Here is a 15,344-nt window from a genome sequence, read left to right as displayed (position 1 = left end):
CGGACCGGCAGGATGTTCCCCGTGACCGTCCGCTTCGTGCAGCTCTTCTCCGTACCCGTGACCGACCAGGCGAGGGCGCGGGACTTCTACGTCGACGTCCTCGGTCTCGAGCTCGTGCGCGAGCAGCCGATGGGGCCCGGCCGGCACTGGGTGCAGCTGCGGCCGCGGAGCGCCGAGACGGCGATCACCCTCGTCACCTGGTTCGACGAGATGCCCGCCGGCTCCCTGCGCGGGCTCGTGCTCGAGACGGACGACCTCGACGGCGACGCGGCCCGGCTCGCCGAGCGCGGCGTCGACGTCGGCCCGGTCGAGCAGATGCCGTGGGGCCGCTACGTGCAGTTCCCCGATCCGGACGGCAACCGGCTCATCCTGCAGGCGACCGACGCGGACGGAGGGCGCTGATCATGGCCGAGCCGGGCGAGGCGCGCGTCGCCGTCTACCTCGACTTCGACAACATCGTCATCGGTCGCTACGACCAGGTGCACGGCCGCAGCGCCTATCAGCGCGATCGGCAGCGCGCCGCCGCCGACGAGCAGGCCGAGGGCGAGTTCGCGACGCGCCTCGAGCAGGCGACCGTCGACATCGGCGCGATCATCGACTTCGCCTCGTCGTTCGGCACCCTCGTGCTCACCCGCGCCTACGCCGACTGGTCGGCGCCCGTGAACGCGGCCTACCGCGGGCAGCTCGTGAGTCGCGCCGTCGACCTCGTGCAGCTGTTCCCCGCCGCCGCGTACGGCAAGAACGGCGCCGACATCCGGCTCGCGGTCGACGCGGTCGAGGACATGTTCCGGCTGCCCGACCTCACGCACGTCGTGATCGTCGCCGGCGACTCGGACTACATCGCCCTCGCGCAGCGCTGCAAGCGCCTCGGCCGCTACGTCGTCGGTGTCGGCGTCGCCGGATCGACGAGCCGCTCGCTCGGCGCCGCCTGCGACGAGCTCGTCACCTACGACGCCCTGCCCGGCGTCCCCGACCACCGCCCGAAGACGGCCGTCGCCGAGGCCGTCGAGGCGGAGAGCGAGGACCGGCGGCGCGGTCGCCGGCGCGCGACCCGTGCGTCCAGTCCCGTCGACAGCGTGGAGGACGAGGAGTCCGACCCGCAGGAGGCCGCCACCGGCCTGCTGCAGCGCGCGATGCGTCTCGGGCACCAGAAGGACGACACCGAGTGGCTGCACAACTCGGCGGTGAAGACGCAGATGAAGCGCATGGACCCGTCGTTCAGCGAGAAGGCGCTCGGCTTCAAGTCGTTCTCCGACTTCCTGCGCTCCCGCGGCGAGCTCGTCGACCTCGACGAGAGCAGCACCGCGCGGCTCGTGAAGCTGAAGGACGGTCCCGCCCCGGAGGCCGAGGAGCAGGAGACCGTGGGCCGACGGTCGGGCCGCTGAACCGGTCGCGTCACGGCTGACCGCTCCGCGCGGTAGCCGTGGCATCGCGCGGTAGGCATGCGTACCGCGCCACGCCAGAGCCACCGCGCGACATGCGGAAGGGGTCGCGAGGCGCCTCCGGCGACACGCGGAGGAGCGGCGGATCCACTCGGGACTCGCGCCGGAACCTCTCCCACCCCTCCCAGGCGCGGGGGGCACCCTGCACCGATCGAATCCATCGGGGGCCGGCCAGGGGAGGTCGGCTCCTGCCGGCGGACGCCTCACGCCAGGATCCGCGCGCCGGCATGACCGGAAGTGGGAATCGCATGATCAAGCACATCCTCGCGCCACTCGCAGGCGCCGCTCTCGCCGCCACATTGGTGTTCGGTGCGGGCGTGCCGGCCTCGGCGGCGCCATCCTCGCCCGCAGCCGCCACAGCGGCACCCTCGGCGACGCTGACGTCGGTCCCGTCGCCGATCCCCGTGACGGGGACGACGGTCGACGGCAGCGTGCTGAACGCAACCTTCCAGCCGACGAAGTTCGTCAACCAGAACGGGCGGCTCGCTCTGGCCGGGAACGTGGTCGGTACTCTGACCAGCCCGACGGGCACGGTGAGTGCGGTCAACATGGCGGCCACCACCCTGGTGACCAGCGCCCTCGCGAGCGGCAGCTGCAAGGTGCTCGATCTCACCCTCGGGCCGTTGCACCTCGATCTGCTCGGGCTCGTCGTCGACCTGAGCCAGGTGCACCTGACGATCACCGCGCAGTCCGGTCCGGGCAACCTCCTCGGCAACCTGCTCTGCACGGTGGCCAACCTGCTGAACAACGGAGGCGGGGGCGGTCTCGCGACCCTGCTGAACAAGCTGCTCGGGCTCTGACCCGAAGCCGCACACCCCGGCACCCGGGGAGCTCGCCCTGGCGCCTGCTCCCCGGGTGCTGCCGCGTCAGCCTCCGTGCACCTCGACGAAGCGGCTCAGCAGGCGCCGCGGCGCCGTGACCTCGGCCCGGAGCATCGCGGCGGCGACCGACTGCAGCTCTCCTGAAGGGAAGTAGCCGTGCCCCGCGTAGACCGCGGCGCGTTCGACGAAGTCCTGGGGCGTCGGCTCCGGATGGAACTGGCTCGCGAGCACCGAGCCGGCCCGGTAGAGCTGCACGGGCGACACGTCGTTCGTCACGAGCAGCGTCGCACCCGGCGGCGTCTCAGGTGCGGACTCCTTGTGCCCGGTGAGCGCCTGGAACACGGGCGGCAGCTCGCCGGCGACAGGATCCACGGCTCCCGCGTCGGTCAGCCGCTCCTCCGCCGCGGAGGCGATCTCGGGATGCGACCGGTCGACCGTGCCGCCGAGCTCGAGCGTGAGCAGGCCGATGCCGTAGCAGGTGAAGAACACGGGCCGGTCCCGCGCGAGCGCGTCGGCGGCGAGCCGCCGCAGCTGACGCTCCGCGAGCCGCTGGTCGCTGCCTTTGCCGGGCTCGGGGTCGGTCACGTTGTACGGGCTGCCGCCCGTGATCACCCCGGCCCAGCGGTCGAGCGCGTCACCCGGCAGCGGGTCGATGTCGATCCGGAGCACGTCGAGCCGGTCGCCCAGCCGCGTGGCGGCGCGCATCGACGCGGCCTCCCGCGTGCGGGCGTCGTCCTCGGGTCGCGCCTGCAGCAGCAGGAAGCGCGCGGACGACACGGACGAGCACGCTAGCAACGCGATCCCCGGGGCTGTTCGTGGAGTCGTTCGCCGGCGTCATGGTGCAGCCGTCGAACGATGGCCGGCCGGTTGCGGCGTCCGCCCGCACGACAGCGAGGAGGCGGCACGCCCTCGGGAATGCCGAGCCGGTCACTCGCGGACGACCGTGGGGCGAGCAGCGCCGGCGCCGCGCATCGCCCGGTCGAGCGCGGCGCCCACCGTGTGGACCACGCACGGCTCAGGATCCTGCACCTCCGCGAGCAGGTGGCGCACCAGCGCACCGACGGTGAGCACGTGCACGCGCAGCTCGCCCGGGTCCTCCGGCCGCCACCGCGGGTCGTCCAGCACGAGCGGCAGGAACTCGAGCAGCACCGCCGGAGCGAGAACGCGCGCGGCGGCGCCGGTCGGGCGGAACTGCCGCTCCGCGTCGAGCAGGGCGAGCTCGCCGTCGTCGAGCACCGCCTCCGCGGCCTGCTCGACGCAGTCGCGCAGCACCGTCTCCACCCGCTCGACGCGCTCGAGCCGGGGACCGGCGCAGCCCCGCCGCCGCACGGCGAAGAACTCGGTGAGGACCTGGTCGACGTTCCGGCGGAACCAGCGCATGGCGGCATCGTGGCGGCGGCCACCGACACCCCCTGCGTCCCCTCCACCGGCACCTCGCCCTCGGCGCGCCCCGGGCCGGACGTGGTTCGATCGGATCCCGGCGACGGACGAGGAGGCGCAGGTGGCCCGGAACCCGGTCCCCGATCTCCGCCGCCTCATCGACCGCACCCTGCAGCGCTTCGAGCCGCTCGCGCCGGACTGGTTCGTGCGCGTCGTGGCCCCGAAGCAGGCGCCGGTGCCGTGGGCGAACATGGTGCGCTTCGCCCTCTCGGTGGCGGTGCCGCTGCTCGTCGGGGTCGCCATCGGGCAGGGCGGCCTCGGCGGCTTCGCCGGCATGGGCGCGCTGCTCGGCGCGTTCGGCGACGCGGGCGGCCCGTTCTCCGCCCGCTTCCGACGTACGGGGCTCGGCGTGATCGCGGGCATCGTCGGGCTGCTCGCCGGTCGGCTGCTCCTCACGCAGGGGCCGATCGCCATCCCCGTCGTCGGGCTGTTCGGCGCGGTGTCCGCGTTCGTCTCGGCGGTGAACGCGGAGTTCTCGTTCGCCGGCCTGCAGCTGCTCATCTACCTCGCGATCGCGAGCGGCCCCGCGCGCGCCGTGCCGCCCGGCGCGCTGCTCGTCGCGTTCCTGATCGGCGCCGGCTGGTCGATCCTGCTGTCCTTCGTGCAGACCCGCATCGTGCGGGAGCCGGACCGCCCGCCCCTCGCGGTTGGTGCCGTGCTCGACGCCGTGCTCGACCTCATCCGTCACGTGACCGGCACCTTCGGCGGTAGCGGCGGCGAGGAGGAGCTGACGCAGGCGCGGCGCCGCGTGACGGTCGCCATCGGGCGCGCCTACGACGTGATCGCCGACGCCCGCGCCCACTCCCCGGGCAGCCGGGCGGACCTCCGGCGGCTCGCGGGCGTGCTCGCCGCCGTCGCGCAGCTCGCGGCGGTGACCACGCAGGAGGTGCGGGCGCACCCCGGCGAGCTCGCCGCCGCGGCGCCCGATCTCGAGGCCCTCCGCACGAGCATCGTCACGGGCAAGCGGCGGCTGCCCGCACGGCTCCGCACCCCGGAGGACCTCGCGACGCGCTCGGCGCTCACCCGCGCGATCGCGCAGCTCGACCGCGCCGGCGACGACGGCGCCGCCTCGATCGTCGGCATCGGTCGCCGCCCGCTCGGGGCGGTGCTCACCGAGCTGTTCTCCGGCACGTCCACCTGGCTCTTCGCGGCCCGCTTGGCCCTCACCCTGATGGCCGCCGAGGCCCTCACCCTGCTGCTGCCGATCCCGCGCCCGTACTGGCTGCTGCTCACGACCGCCGTCGTGCTGAAGCCCGACTTCGGGTCGATCTTCGCGCGCGGCGTGCAGCGCACCCTCGGCACCCTCATCGGCGTCCTCGTCGGCGCCGTCGTCGTCGAGCTCGTACCGGCCGGTCCGCTGCTGCTGATCCCGGTCGCCGTGTTCGCGTTCCTCTTCCCGTTCGGTGCGAGCCGGAACTTCGGGATGCTCTCGACCTTCCTCACGCCGCTCACCCTGATCCTCGTCGACTTCGGCGGCGCGGGAACGAAGGGCCTCGCCGCCGACCGGCTCCTCGACACCGTGCTCGGCGCCGCCGTCGTGCTGCTCGTCGGCTACCTGCCCTGGCCGAGCACCTGGCGGCCGGACCTTGCCGCCCAGGTCGCGAAGGCGATCGACGCGCTCGCGCACTACGCCCGGGTCGCCTTCGCGCGCCCGTCGGCGGAGGTGGTGCCGGCGAGGCGACGGGCGTACGCCGCGCTGTCCGACGTCCGCTCGAACCTGCAGGGTGCGCTCGCCGAGCCGACGCCGCGGGCCCGGCAGGCGTCGGCCTGGTTCCCGCTCGTCGCGCAGCTCGAGCGCACCGCCGACGACCTCCGCGACGCCTCGATCCTCGGCAAGCGTCTCGCCGAGCGCTCCCCCGCGGAGGACGGCGAGCGGATCGCGGCCGCCCTCGCCGAGCTCGCCGCGGCGATCCGCGAGCACCGGCAGCCGAAGACGGTCAGCGTGCCGGAAGCGGGGCTGCTCGCGACCGTCGGCGCCGACGTCGAGTCGGCGCGCCGGGTCGTCGCGGGCGCCGACGCCTGACGGCCTCCCCTCAGCGCCGCTCGGCCGCGAGGTCGGAGACCGCGTCCTGCCGCGTCACGCGCAGCGCGAGGATCCCGTGCTTCGCGAGCTCCCGGCACACGTCGTCGCGGTCGTCGTAGAACACCTCGATGCCGAGCTCGCGGCATTTCGCGAGCTTCAGGTAGGGCGCCTCGCGGGGGTCGCGGAACACGACCTCGTGCACCGCCGGCACCGGCGTGATCGCCCGCACCTCGGCCTCGACCGTGCCGATGCGGCCCGCGCCGATCGCCGAGACGACGTGCACGGTGTCACCGGCGGCCTGGTGCACCGCGATGAGGTGCCCGATCCGCTCCGGGTGGTGGCTCAGCACCTGCCAGTAGTCGAAGCCGACGATCACGGAGCAGGACGCTACCGGCGCTCACCGGACGTGCGGACGCCGGGCGGAAGGATGGGCAGGTGGACTCCCTCGGTCGGCACGACGACTACGAGCGCGGCGCCCTCGACGAGCGCGACCTCGCCGCGGACCCCATCGCGCAGCTCGCGCGCTGGCTCGACGAGGCCGAGCGCGCCGGCGTCCCGAGCCCGAACGCGATGGTGCTCGGCACGGCCGGCCCGGAGGGGCCCACGAGCCGGACGGTGCTGCTGAAGGACCTCGTCGACGGCCGCCTCGAGTTCGTCACCAACGCGACGTCGCGCAAGGGCCGGGCGCTCGCCGCCGAGCCGCGGGTCTCGCTGCTCCTGCCCTGGTACCCGCTCGAGCGGCAGGTGCTCGTCGACGGCGACGCCGCTCCCGCCGACGCCGAGGTGAGCGACCGGTACTGGGCGACCCGCCCACGCGGCTCGCAGCTCGCCGCGTGGGCGAGCGACCAGTCGCAGCCGATCGGGGGCCGCGAGGCGCTCGAGGAGCGGATGAGTGCGGTCGAGCAGCGCTTCGCCGACGTCCCGGCGCTCCCCCGCCCGCCGCATTGGGGCGCCTTCCTCGTCACGCCGCGGCGCATCGAGTTCTGGCAGGGCCGGCCGTCGCGCCTGCACGACCGGCTCGTCTACTCGCGGGACGGCGACGGCTGGGCCGTCACCCGCCTGCAGCCCTGACCGTCCCCGCCGTCCCGCTCACCCCCACCGTCCACCGACCTCGAACCAGGAGCACCGCCGTGCAGCACATCGGGATCGACCTCGCCTGGGGCGAGGGCACCGACACGAAGCCCGCCAACGAGACCGGCCTCGCCGTGATCGACGACGACGGCCGCGTGGTCGAGGCGGGCTGGACCCGCGGCGTCGACGAGACCGTCGAGCGGCTCCTCGACATCGCGCAGCCGGGCGCGGTCGTCGCGATCGACGCGCCGCTCGTGATCCCGAACGCGACCGGCAACCGGCCGGCCGAGAGCGCCGTCGCCCGCGGCTATGGGCGCTGGCAGGTGTCGGCGAACCCGAGCAACCGGGCGATGCGGTGGCAGGCCGGTGTGACGCTCCGCGAGCGGCTCGAGGCCGAGGGCTTCGTCTACGCCGACGGCACCGCACGGCCCGACCCCGAGGCGCGCACGCTGCTCGAGGTGTACCCGTACACGACGATCGTCGGCATGTGGGAGCTCGGCTACGACCGCGAGCGGCCCCGCTACAAGCGGCTGCCGCCGAAGGCGGACCCCGCCCAGGCGCGCCTCGACCGCGCCGCCGCCTGCGACGAGCTGCTCCGCCGCGTGGCCGCCCTCGCGGTCGCCGAGACGCCGCTCGACCTCTCGACCCACCCGGAGACCGCGCGGCTGCTCGACACCCCGTCGCCGATCGAGGACGGGCCGTACAAGCACCGGGAGGACCTGCTCGACGCGGTGCTCTGCGCGTGGACCGCCGCGATCTGGGCCTCGCACCCCGAGCGCGTGCAGGTGCTCGGCGCCGACAGCGAGCCGGACGAGCAGGGCCGCCGCGCCACGATCGTCGCTCCGGCGAGACCGGAGCAGCGCCCCGGCCGGCACCCCGAGACGAAGCAGCAGCCGTCGCCTCCCCCGGCCGACCCGCTCGAGCGCACCCGGGCACAGCTCCACGAGGTGGCCGAGCTCGCGGCCACGCTGACCGAACGCATCCGACGGCTCGAACGCGACCTCGGCAGGCCCGCGCGACGCGAGCGCTCCGAGCGGCCTCGGGGTGGGAACGGCTAACGTCGACTCCCATGGCCGACAACACGCGTGCCGGCGCGGGCACCACCTACCGCGCGACCGCGGAGGCGAGCAGCTCGCACCCGCAGGACTGGGGCCGTGCGCTCCAGGTCGTCGTGACCGACCTCGCCGAGCAGGCGGAGCGCGACGGGCACGGCGCCCCCGAGGCGAACCTGCTCGACACCGACGTGGTGATCCGCTTCGTGCGCACCGAGGACGGCGTCACCGTCACCGCCTCGGTCACGACGCCCCCCGCGGACGCGCCGGCGACCGAGCACTGAGCCCGGCCGCCGGACGCGACTCCGGCGGCCGCCGCTAGAAGAGGATGCCGCGGGCCGCGAACGCGGCCTTCACCGTGCTCGCCGCCTTCTTGCCGTCACGCGCGAGCGCGGTGTCGTAGGTCGCCTTCGCCGCGGCGCTGAAGCTCGTGGCGGGTGCGAACCGGAACTGCGCGTCGACGATCGTCGTGTCCGCCGCGGCGGTCGTGAGTCCCTGGGCCAGGTAGCCGTTCCGGATGTCCCAGAGCGCCCGGCTCCAGATCTCGCCGTCGTCGTGCACCTCGCCGTCCTTGTCGGCGACGGTCTTGCTGCCGTCGAGGCGGCGCAGGCAGTGCGGCGTCGTCGAGGTGTACGAGGTCGAGTCCCAGTCGGCGACGCACGCCGCCGGGGTCCTGACGGCCCAGCCGTACTGCTTCGCGGCGGCGAGCCCGACGGTCACGCCGAGGTAGTCGCCGAAGGCCTCGCCGATCGCGCCGGCCTCCTCGCTCGCCCCGAAGCCGGGCACCTGCGCCGCGTGCACCGCGTGGCCGTACTCGTGCACGATCACCTCGGCGTCCTCGGCGTCATCGACGCCGCCCTTGCCGTAGCGGATGCGGAACGGCTGGTCGGTCTGGTACGAGTTGTCGCCGCCGTACTGGTCGACCTTCACGTCCTGCTGCTGCGCGTTCACGGGCGGCAGGGTCGAGCCGAACCCGAGCGACTGCAGGTACTCCTGCGCCTGGTTCACCCAGAAGTAGGCCATCACCTGCTCGAACTGGTCCTGGCTGCGGTCGTAGAGGAACGTGTTGGTCGCGCTCGTCGCGGGCGCACCGGTCGCGGACTCCACCTTCACCCATCTGCCGGTCAGGGTGCCGCTGCCGTCGAGGTTCCGCAGCTGCACCGTCGCGTAGGCGGACGACGGCACGGCGGCGGCGCTGTCGCCCGAGTCCGTGAGCGACTCGTCCCCCGTCGACTGCACGGGGTTCACCTCGAAGACCCGCGCGGTGCCGGTGGACCCGGCGGCGCCGACCGTCGACGGCTTCGTTCCGGCGTGCGCCGGCAGCGCGGCGGTCAGCAGCAGGCAGGCGCCGAGCGCGGCGGCGGGGAGGAGACGGATGGGGGTCAATCGAGCTCCTTTGCTCACGTGATCCGGACGCTGCCGGACGAGCGGCGCCGCTGCCGACGATCCGACGGCACACGGGCACGGTCTGTCAAATCCCGCTGACACGGATCGCACGCATGCTCCCGCTCCCGGGCGGCGCCGTGGACGATGGGCACTCGCAGCGCTGCGGCACCTCGCAGGCGGCGCGCAGCAGGATGCCCGTCATGGAACCCCTGCCGCAGGACGTCCTCGAGCTGCTCGCGAAGCCCAACCCGTGCGTGATCGCGGTCCTCCGCGCGGACGGCGCACCCGCGGGGGCCGCCGTCTGGTACCTGTTCGAGGACGGCGAGATCGTCACGAGCATGAGCGCGTCGGGTGCCCGGCGGCGCCGGCTCGAGCGCGACGCCCGCGTCTCGGTGACCGTGCTCGACGAGGCGGACTGGTACCGGCAGGTGACCCTCCACGGCGAGGTCGTGGACCTGCGTGACGACGTGGACGCCGCGGACATCGACCGCATCTCGCGCCACTACACGGGCGAGCCCTACGCGGACCACGCCTCCGGCCACGCGACCGCCCGTATCCGGATCACCGGGTGGAACGGGTTCGGCCTCGGCGTCGAGGGCGCGCGGTGACCGTGCCGACGACCGCGACGAGCCGGCAGTGGCGGCTCGTCGCCCGGCCCGTCGGCTGGCCAACCCCCGACGACTTCCGCCTCGTCGAGGTGCCGCTGCCCGAGCCCGCGGACGGCGAGGTGCGGGTGCGCAACGAGTTCGTCTCCGTCGACCCGTACATGCGGGGCCGGATGGTCGACGCCCCCTCCTACCTGCCGCCGTACCGGCTCGGCGAGACGATGACGGGCGGCGCGGTCGGCCGGGTCGTCGCCTCCCGCGCCCCGCAGGTGCCCGAGGGCGCGCTCGTGCTCTCGCAGTGGGGCTGGCGCGACACGGCGCAGGGCCCGGCCCGCGAGGTGCAGGTGCTGCCGGACCCCGCTCCCCTGCCGTCGTCCGTGTACCTCGGCGTGCTCGGCATGACGGCGTTCGCCGCCTGGGTCGGGCTCGTCGACGTCGCGCACCTCGCCGAGGGTGAGACCGTGTTCGTCTCGGCCGCCGCGGGCGCGGTCGGCTCGGTCGCGGGGCAGATCGCGCGCCGCCTCGGGGCCGCCCGGGTCGTCGGCTCGGCGGGCGGCGCCGAGAAGGTGCGGCGCGTCGTCGAGGAGTACGGCTTCGACGCCGCATTCGACCACCGCGACGGTCCCGCGAGGCGCCGGCTGCGCGAGCTCGCGCCCGACGGCATCGACGTCTACTTCGACAACGTCGGGGGCGAGCAGCTCGAGGCGGCGCTCTCGGTGCTGCGGCGGAACGGCCGCGTCGCGATGTGCGGCGCGATCGCCGGCTACAACACGGCCGAGCCGCTGCCCGGCCCGCGCAACATGGGCGAGATCATCACGAAGTCGCTGACGCTCCAGGGCTACACGGTGCCCGCGTACCTCGCCGGCTACCCCGCGTTCCACGAGCGGATGCGGGGCTGGATGACGGACGGCGGCATCCGTGGCGACGAATGGGTCGTCGACGGCATCGACGCCGCCGTGCAGGCGTTCCTCGGCATGATGCGCGGCGAGAGCACGGGCAAGGCGCTCGTGCGCATCTCGCGCTGAACGTGCACGCACCGCCGGCCCCGGCACCTGACGGTGCGCGGGGCCGGCGGCGTGTCGGGGTGGATCAGAACGAGGTGAGCGCGAGCGGCGCGCCGACACCCGACGGCAGGTCGATGCCCGCCTTCGCCGAGCAGGCACCCGCGACCCAGCAGCGGGTCGTCGACCCGGAGGTGATGTCGCGGAACTTCGCGGCGTTCGTGTAGAGCAGCGACGCGTTGCCGTACGAGCTCGCGTGGCCGGAGCGGACGATCATCGCGGTGATGATCGGGGTCGCGAGGCTCGTGCCACCGACCTGCAGCCAGCCGGTCTGGTTGTAGCTGTCGTAGACGGCGAGGCCCGTGTTCGGGTCGGCCACGGCGGCGACGTCGGCGACGGCGCGGTACGAGCAGAGCCCGGCGGTCTGCCACGTCGGCTTCGTCACGACCGCGGAGCAGCCGGACTGGCCACCCGACCACACGGTCTGCGTCCAGTTGGCGCTGCCGGTGGGCGCCGGAGCGGGCGCCGGCGCGGGCGACGCGGGCGTGGTGCTCGTCGGCGTCGGCGAGGCCGTCGTCGTGCTGGTCGGCTTCGGCGACGCGGTGGTCGTCGTGCCGCCGGCCTTCGCCGAGTCGCTCGCGAGCGTCTTCTTCGCCGCGTTCAGGCTCTTCAGCGCCGAGGCCGACTTCGCCGCGGCGACCGCGACGGCGTGCTGCGCCTTCTGCAGCACGACGCGGGCGTGCACGAGGGCGGCCCAGCCGGCCGTCGTGTGCACGGACTTCGCGTGCACGTAGGCGTTGTGCGCGGCGGTCTTCGCCGCCGCCGCCTTCGCCGCCGCGAGGTACTGCACGTGCTGCGCCTGCTTCAGCGCGGCCGCGTCCTTCGCCACGCGCGCCTTGTCGGCGGCGATCGTCTGCGGCGTGACGCTCGACTCGCTGACGAGCACGCCGTGCTTCGTCGCGGTCGACGCGACCTGCGCGTACGGGGTCGCGGCCATCGCGGTCGCGGTGGTGCCGCCGACGTGCGGCGAGCTCGTGCTCACCGGGTTCAGCGAGGTGCCGCCCACGGCGATCACGTTCGGCAGCGAGGCCGGCATGACCGCGGTCGCGTCGTTGCCGTCTCCCGCGGCGGCGACCATCGGGACGCCCGCGTGGGTGAAGTAGCTGGCGCTGAAGGTGGACCACGAGGCGTTGTCGGCGGCGCCGTAGCTGTTCGACACCGCGGTGGCGCCGAGGCGGACCGCCGTGTTCACGGCCGTGCCGAGGTCGGTGAGCGAGGCGCTGTTCGCCTCGACGACGAGGATCTTGCAGCCCGGGCAGGCGGCGGAGACGGCGTCGACGTCGAGCGAGGTCTCGAGGGCCCAGCTCGCATCGGCCGCCGGCAGGGTGGCCGTGCCGGTCTGGCCGACCTTCGTGAAGCAGCCGTTCGCCGTCGTGCAGGGCGTCATGCCCCACTGCGTGCGGTAGGTCGCGAGGTCCGCCTCGAGGTTCGGCGCGTCGTACGCGTCGACGATGCCGACGGTGCCGGTGCCGCCCGCGGTGATGCCGTAGGCGTCCTGGACGTCGGCCGGGTAGAGGCCGGAGATGGCCGTCCCGGTCGTCGTCGCGGGCGCCGCGGTCGACAGCGGGTGCGCGACGACGGCGTCGAGCGCCGCGGTGCCGGCGGCCTGGGCCCCCTGGGAGCCGACGAGCGCGACGACCGCGAAGGCGGCGGCGGGCACGGCGAGCACCGCGGAGCGGCGGAGCTGGGTGGAGCGGGCGGCACGGTGCCGGCTGCTCGGGATCCCGGTCGTCGGGAATTGCGACCGAGGAGAGTTCGTGAACATGGTCCCCCTATTTCAAGAAGGACACTATTGCTATTCAGGGCAATTTCTCAGTCGCCAATTCGGGGGCATTCCCCATGCGAATTCAATTCGCTTTCGGATGGTCCGATCGTCGAACGGTCTCGCGGATCAGCTCGGCGACCACCTCCGGCGCGTCGAGCGACGGCAGGTGCGCGGAGTCCGGCAGCACCCTGGGCACGGCGTCGCCCAGCCCTTCGGCGATCCGCTCGTACCACGGCAGGTCGGCGGGCACGTCGAGCGCGCCCCACGCCGCGACCACCGGCACCCGGACCGACCCGAGGGCATGCCACGTGTCGAGGCCCGAGTCCCCGGCGCTGTCCGGTGCACCGATGTCGAGGACGCGGCGGTTCATCGCGGCCGCGAGCTCGCGCGCCTCGCCCTGCACGCGCCCCTCCGGCTGGGCCGGCCCGTCGAGCCAGAGGTGCAGCTCGAGCCGCACCTGCTCGCCGATGTCGCCGTCCTGCTCCGCGCGCTCGAGCGCGCCGAACACCTGCGCGGTCGCCGGATCCAACTCGTAGGGCGTCTCCTCGCCCTCGTCGGTCATGCCGCTCACGCCGCCCGACAGCAGCAGCACCGAGGCCACCCGGTCGGGCGCGGTGGCCGCGAGGTCGAGGGCGAGCGCGCCGCCCATCGAGTTGCCGACGAGCACCGCCCGGTCGACACCCTGGTCGTCGAGCAGCGCGACGAGATCGGCGAGGTGGGTGAAACCCTCGTCCTCGCGGTCGAACGGCGTCTCGCCGAACCCGCGCCGATCGTAGGCGATGAGGTCGAGGCCGTCGCCGTCGAGCAGCCGCACGACGTCGCGGTAGGCCCGCCGGTCGGCGACGTTCGCGTGCAGCAGCACGACGACGGGCCCGGTGCCGCGTCCGGCGCGCTCGCCGTGCAGGGCGACGCGGTCGGTGCGGGCGACGGTGAAGGGTTCGGCGACCATGCGCCGACCGTCCCACCGGCCGCCGACAGCGGTCAAGCGCCGGCCGCTCCGCTCAGCGCATCTGGGTGATGCAGAGCACGTTGCCCTCGGAGTCGGTGAACCAGGCCGAGCGCATCTCGTCCGTGCTCACGACCCCGTGATCGGTCCGCATCCCGTCGATCTCGAAGTCGAGGAACTCGACACCCGCCTCGCGGAGCCGGCGCATCTCGCCGTCCAGGTCGTCGGTGATCCAGACCATCTGCGTGTTCTTCGCGGTGCCCGCGTTCTCGGTCTCGTACACCTCGAACTCCGTCGGCCCCGAGCCGTAGACGAGCATCCCGTCGTGCTCCTCGCGCGGGTCGAGCCCGAGCCGGTCGTGGTAGAAGGTCCGGAACCGCCGCAGGTCGGCGGCGGGCAGGATCGTGTGCGTCTCGGTGAGCATGGCGCGACCTCCTCGTTCGCGCGCGACCGTACGCCCGGCGCCGCGGCCGCGACAGGGCGCTCGGCCGGGACCTCCGGCCCTATGCCGTGCCTAGTCCTCCACGGCGGCGAGCTGGCCGCAGGCGCCGTCGATCTCCTTGCCGCGGGTGTCCCGGATGGTCGTCGGGATGCCGGCCGCCTCGAGGCGGCGCACGAACTCGTGCTGCACGGCGGGCTCCGACGCGGTCCAGATCGAGCCGGGCGTGGGGTTCAACGGGATCGGGTTGACGTGCACCCAGCCGGAGCCGCGCGCGTTCAGCTTCTCGGCGAGCAGGTCGGCGCGCCAGCCGTGGTCGTTCATGTCCTTGATGAGCGCGTACTCGATGGACACGCGCCGGCCGGTCGCCTCGAAGTAGGCGCGCGCGGCGTCGAGGGCCTCGTCGACCTTCCAGCGCGAGTTGACCGGGATGAGCTCGTCGCGGAGCTCGTCGTCGGGGGCGTGCAGCGACAGCGCGAAGGTGACCGGCACCTTCTCCTCGGCGAGCCTCTTGATCGCGGGCACGAGTCCGACCGTCGAGACGGTGATGTGCCGCGCGCTCATGCCGAGGCCCTCGGGCTGCGGCGCCACCATCGTGCGGACGGCGTGCATGAGGCGGGCGTAGTTCGCGAGCGGCTCCCCCATGCCCATGAACACGATGTTGCTGACGCGCTCCGGCGTGGTCTCGCCGCGGCGCCTGCCGCCGAGCTCGCCGTTCGCGAGCACCCGGTTGGCGACGACGACCTGCTCGACGATCTCGGCCGCCGACAGGTTACGGGTGAGGCCCGCCTGCCCGGTGGCGCAGAACGGGCAGTTCATGCCGCAACCGGCCTGGGACGAGACGCAGAGGGTGATGCGCCCGGGGTAGCGCATGAGCACCGACTCGACGAGCGCGCCGTCGTGCAGCTTCCAGAGGAACTTGATCGTGTCGCCGCGGTCCGTCTGGAACCGGCGCAGCTCGGTGAGCAGCGGCGGCAGCAGGCCGTGGACGAGCTCCTCACGGCCCGCGACCGGCAGGTCCGTCATCGCCGCGGGATCCGACGTGTAGTGCGTGAAGTAGTGGGTGGCGATCTGCTTCGCGCGGAACGCGGGCAGGCCGAGCTCGACGAGCCGCGCCTTCCGCTGCTCCGGGTCGAGGTCGGCGAGGTGCACCGGCGGCTTCCCGCGCTTCGGCGACGCGAACTGCAGCAGGGGGCGCCCCTCCGCATCGCGCTGCTGCTGCCAGCCCTCGGTCGCGGGACGCACCTGCGGGCGCGCGGACGGGGTGCCGAGATCGACGGGCATGACGTCAAC

17 protein-coding genes are annotated in these 15,344 nt (G+C 74.0%); 9 read left to right on the top strand and 8 right to left on the bottom strand.

Annotation, left to right across the window (positions count from 1 at the left end):
- Window positions 1-21 precede the first annotated feature (21 nt).
- From QDR37_RS11595 to QDR37_RS11585, 3 genes are all read left to right on the top strand, one after another.
- Window positions 22-402, top strand: a complete 381-nt coding sequence (locus QDR37_RS11595; RefSeq protein WP_279713930.1) for a VOC family protein — start codon at window positions 22-24, stop codon at window positions 400-402.
- Window positions 403-404: 2 nt separating this feature from the next.
- The gene (locus QDR37_RS11590) at window positions 405-1,385 is read left to right on the top strand and encodes an NYN domain-containing protein (RefSeq protein ID WP_279713929.1); all 981 of its coding nucleotides are present in this window, start codon (window positions 405-407) and stop codon (window positions 1,383-1,385) included.
- Window positions 1,386-1,690: 305 nt separating this feature from the next.
- Window positions 1,691-2,242: an ABC transporter substrate-binding protein gene (locus QDR37_RS11585; RefSeq protein ID WP_279713928.1), complete on the top strand. Its 552-nt coding sequence runs from the start codon at window positions 1,691-1,693 to the stop codon at window positions 2,240-2,242.
- Window positions 2,243-2,308: 66 nt separating this feature from the next.
- Here the strand turns inward: QDR37_RS11585 and QDR37_RS11580 are convergent, their stop codons facing one another.
- Together QDR37_RS11580 and QDR37_RS11575 are read right to left on the bottom strand one after the other, a co-directional pair.
- The gene (locus tag QDR37_RS11580) at window positions 2,309-3,040 is read right to left on the bottom strand and encodes a GMP synthase (protein ID WP_279713927.1); all 732 of its coding nucleotides are present in this window, start codon (window positions 3,038-3,040) and stop codon (window positions 2,309-2,311) included.
- Between the two features lie 150 nt (window positions 3,041-3,190).
- Window positions 3,191-3,643 (bottom strand): hypothetical protein, encoded by a 453-nt coding sequence (locus tag QDR37_RS11575; protein WP_279713926.1) that lies wholly within the window; start codon window positions 3,641-3,643, stop codon window positions 3,191-3,193.
- 121 nt (window positions 3,644-3,764) lie between these two features.
- Here QDR37_RS11575 and QDR37_RS11570 point away from each other — a divergent pair, with 121 nt between their 5' ends.
- Window positions 3,765-5,726: an FUSC family protein gene (locus QDR37_RS11570; RefSeq protein WP_279713925.1), complete on the top strand. Its 1,962-nt coding sequence runs from the start codon at window positions 3,765-3,767 to the stop codon at window positions 5,724-5,726.
- A gap of 10 nt (window positions 5,727-5,736) precedes the next feature.
- On the opposite strand, the gene QDR37_RS11565 is transcribed toward QDR37_RS11570, so the two are convergent.
- Entirely contained in the window at window positions 5,737-6,102 is a 366-nt protein-coding gene (locus QDR37_RS11565) for a hypothetical protein (protein ID WP_279713924.1), read from the bottom strand.
- 59 nt (window positions 6,103-6,161) lie between these two features.
- On the opposite strand from QDR37_RS11565, the gene pdxH reads away from it, so the two are divergent.
- The 3 genes from pdxH to QDR37_RS11550 are packed head-to-tail and all read left to right on the top strand — an operon-like array spanning window position 6,162 to window position 8,133.
- Window positions 6,162-6,797 carry a pyridoxamine 5'-phosphate oxidase gene (gene pdxH, locus QDR37_RS11560; RefSeq protein ID WP_279713923.1) on the top strand — a complete coding sequence of 212 codons (636 nt, stop codon included), beginning with the start codon at window positions 6,162-6,164 and terminating at the stop codon, window positions 6,795-6,797.
- Window positions 6,798-6,856: 59 nt separating this feature from the next.
- A complete protein-coding gene (locus QDR37_RS11555) occupies window positions 6,857-7,855 on the top strand; it encodes a DUF429 domain-containing protein (RefSeq protein WP_279713921.1) in 999 nt (332 codons plus the stop codon).
- A gap of 11 nt (window positions 7,856-7,866) precedes the next feature.
- Window positions 7,867-8,133, top strand: a complete 267-nt coding sequence (locus QDR37_RS11550; RefSeq protein WP_279713920.1) for a hypothetical protein — start codon at window positions 7,867-7,869, stop codon at window positions 8,131-8,133.
- A gap of 34 nt (window positions 8,134-8,167) precedes the next feature.
- Here the strand turns inward: QDR37_RS11550 and QDR37_RS11545 are convergent, their stop codons facing one another.
- On the bottom strand, window positions 8,168-9,235 hold the full coding sequence (locus tag QDR37_RS11545) for a M36 family metallopeptidase (RefSeq protein ID WP_279713919.1): 1,068 nt from the start codon (window positions 9,233-9,235) through the stop codon (window positions 8,168-8,170).
- A gap of 200 nt (window positions 9,236-9,435) precedes the next feature.
- Here QDR37_RS11545 and QDR37_RS11540 point away from each other — a divergent pair, with 200 nt between their 5' ends.
- Together QDR37_RS11540 and QDR37_RS11535 are read left to right on the top strand one after the other, a co-directional pair.
- A complete protein-coding gene (locus QDR37_RS11540; protein ID WP_279713918.1) occupies window positions 9,436-9,843 on the top strand; it encodes a TIGR03618 family F420-dependent PPOX class oxidoreductase in 408 nt (135 codons plus the stop codon).
- A complete protein-coding gene (locus QDR37_RS11535) occupies window positions 9,840-10,865 on the top strand; it encodes an NADP-dependent oxidoreductase (protein WP_279713917.1) in 1,026 nt (341 codons plus the stop codon). The genes QDR37_RS11540 and QDR37_RS11535 overlap by 4 nt, the downstream gene beginning before the upstream one ends.
- Before the next feature lie 64 nt (window positions 10,866-10,929).
- Here QDR37_RS11535 and QDR37_RS11530 read toward each other — a convergent pair whose 3' ends face one another.
- The 4 genes from QDR37_RS11530 to rlmN form a co-directional block, all read right to left on the bottom strand.
- Window positions 10,930-12,666: a hypothetical protein gene (locus QDR37_RS11530; RefSeq protein ID WP_279713916.1), complete on the bottom strand. Its 1,737-nt coding sequence runs from the start codon at window positions 12,664-12,666 to the stop codon at window positions 10,930-10,932.
- 82 nt (window positions 12,667-12,748) lie between these two features.
- Window positions 12,749-13,615 (bottom strand): alpha/beta hydrolase, encoded by an 867-nt coding sequence (locus QDR37_RS11525; protein WP_279713915.1) that lies wholly within the window; start codon window positions 13,613-13,615, stop codon window positions 12,749-12,751.
- 52 nt (window positions 13,616-13,667) lie between these two features.
- A complete protein-coding gene (locus tag QDR37_RS11520) occupies window positions 13,668-14,036 on the bottom strand; it encodes a VOC family protein (RefSeq protein WP_279713914.1) in 369 nt (122 codons plus the stop codon).
- Window positions 14,037-14,126: 90 nt separating this feature from the next.
- Window positions 14,127-15,335: a 23S rRNA (adenine(2503)-C(2))-methyltransferase RlmN gene (gene rlmN / locus QDR37_RS11515; RefSeq protein WP_279713913.1), complete on the bottom strand. Its 1,209-nt coding sequence runs from the start codon at window positions 15,333-15,335 to the stop codon at window positions 14,127-14,129.
- Window positions 15,336-15,344 lie beyond the last annotated feature (9 nt).

The sequence above is a fragment of the Amnibacterium sp. CER49 genome (genome assembly GCF_029846255.1).
Classification (GTDB): domain Bacteria; phylum Actinomycetota; class Actinomycetes; order Actinomycetales; family Microbacteriaceae; genus Amnibacterium.
The sequence above is the reverse complement of the archived record's forward strand: the minus strand, read 5'-3'. Positions and strand labels throughout refer to the sequence as shown.

Coding starts and splice junctions, on each gene's coding strand:
- QDR37_RS11520 (WP_279713914.1), bottom strand. CDS start 14,036: ATGCTCACCGAGACGCACACGATCCTGCCCGCCGCCGACCTGCGGCGG.
- QDR37_RS11550 (WP_279713920.1), top strand. CDS start 7,867: ATGGCCGACAACACGCGTGCCGGCGCGGGCACCACCTACCGCGCGACC.
- QDR37_RS11530 (WP_279713916.1), bottom strand. CDS start 12,666: ATGTTCACGAACTCTCCTCGGTCGCAATTCCCGACGACCGGGATCCCG.
- QDR37_RS11525 (WP_279713915.1), bottom strand. CDS start 13,615: ATGGTCGCCGAACCCTTCACCGTCGCCCGCACCGACCGCGTCGCCCTG.
- QDR37_RS11590 (WP_279713929.1), top strand. CDS start 405: ATGGCCGAGCCGGGCGAGGCGCGCGTCGCCGTCTACCTCGACTTCGAC.
- QDR37_RS11585 (WP_279713928.1), top strand. CDS start 1,691: ATGATCAAGCACATCCTCGCGCCACTCGCAGGCGCCGCTCTCGCCGCC.
- QDR37_RS11575 (WP_279713926.1), bottom strand. CDS start 3,643: ATGCGCTGGTTCCGCCGGAACGTCGACCAGGTCCTCACCGAGTTCTTC.
- rlmN (WP_279713913.1), bottom strand. CDS start 15,335: ATGCCCGTCGATCTCGGCACCCCGTCCGCGCGCCCGCAGGTGCGTCCC.
- QDR37_RS11540 (WP_279713918.1), top strand. CDS start 9,436: ATGGAACCCCTGCCGCAGGACGTCCTCGAGCTGCTCGCGAAGCCCAAC.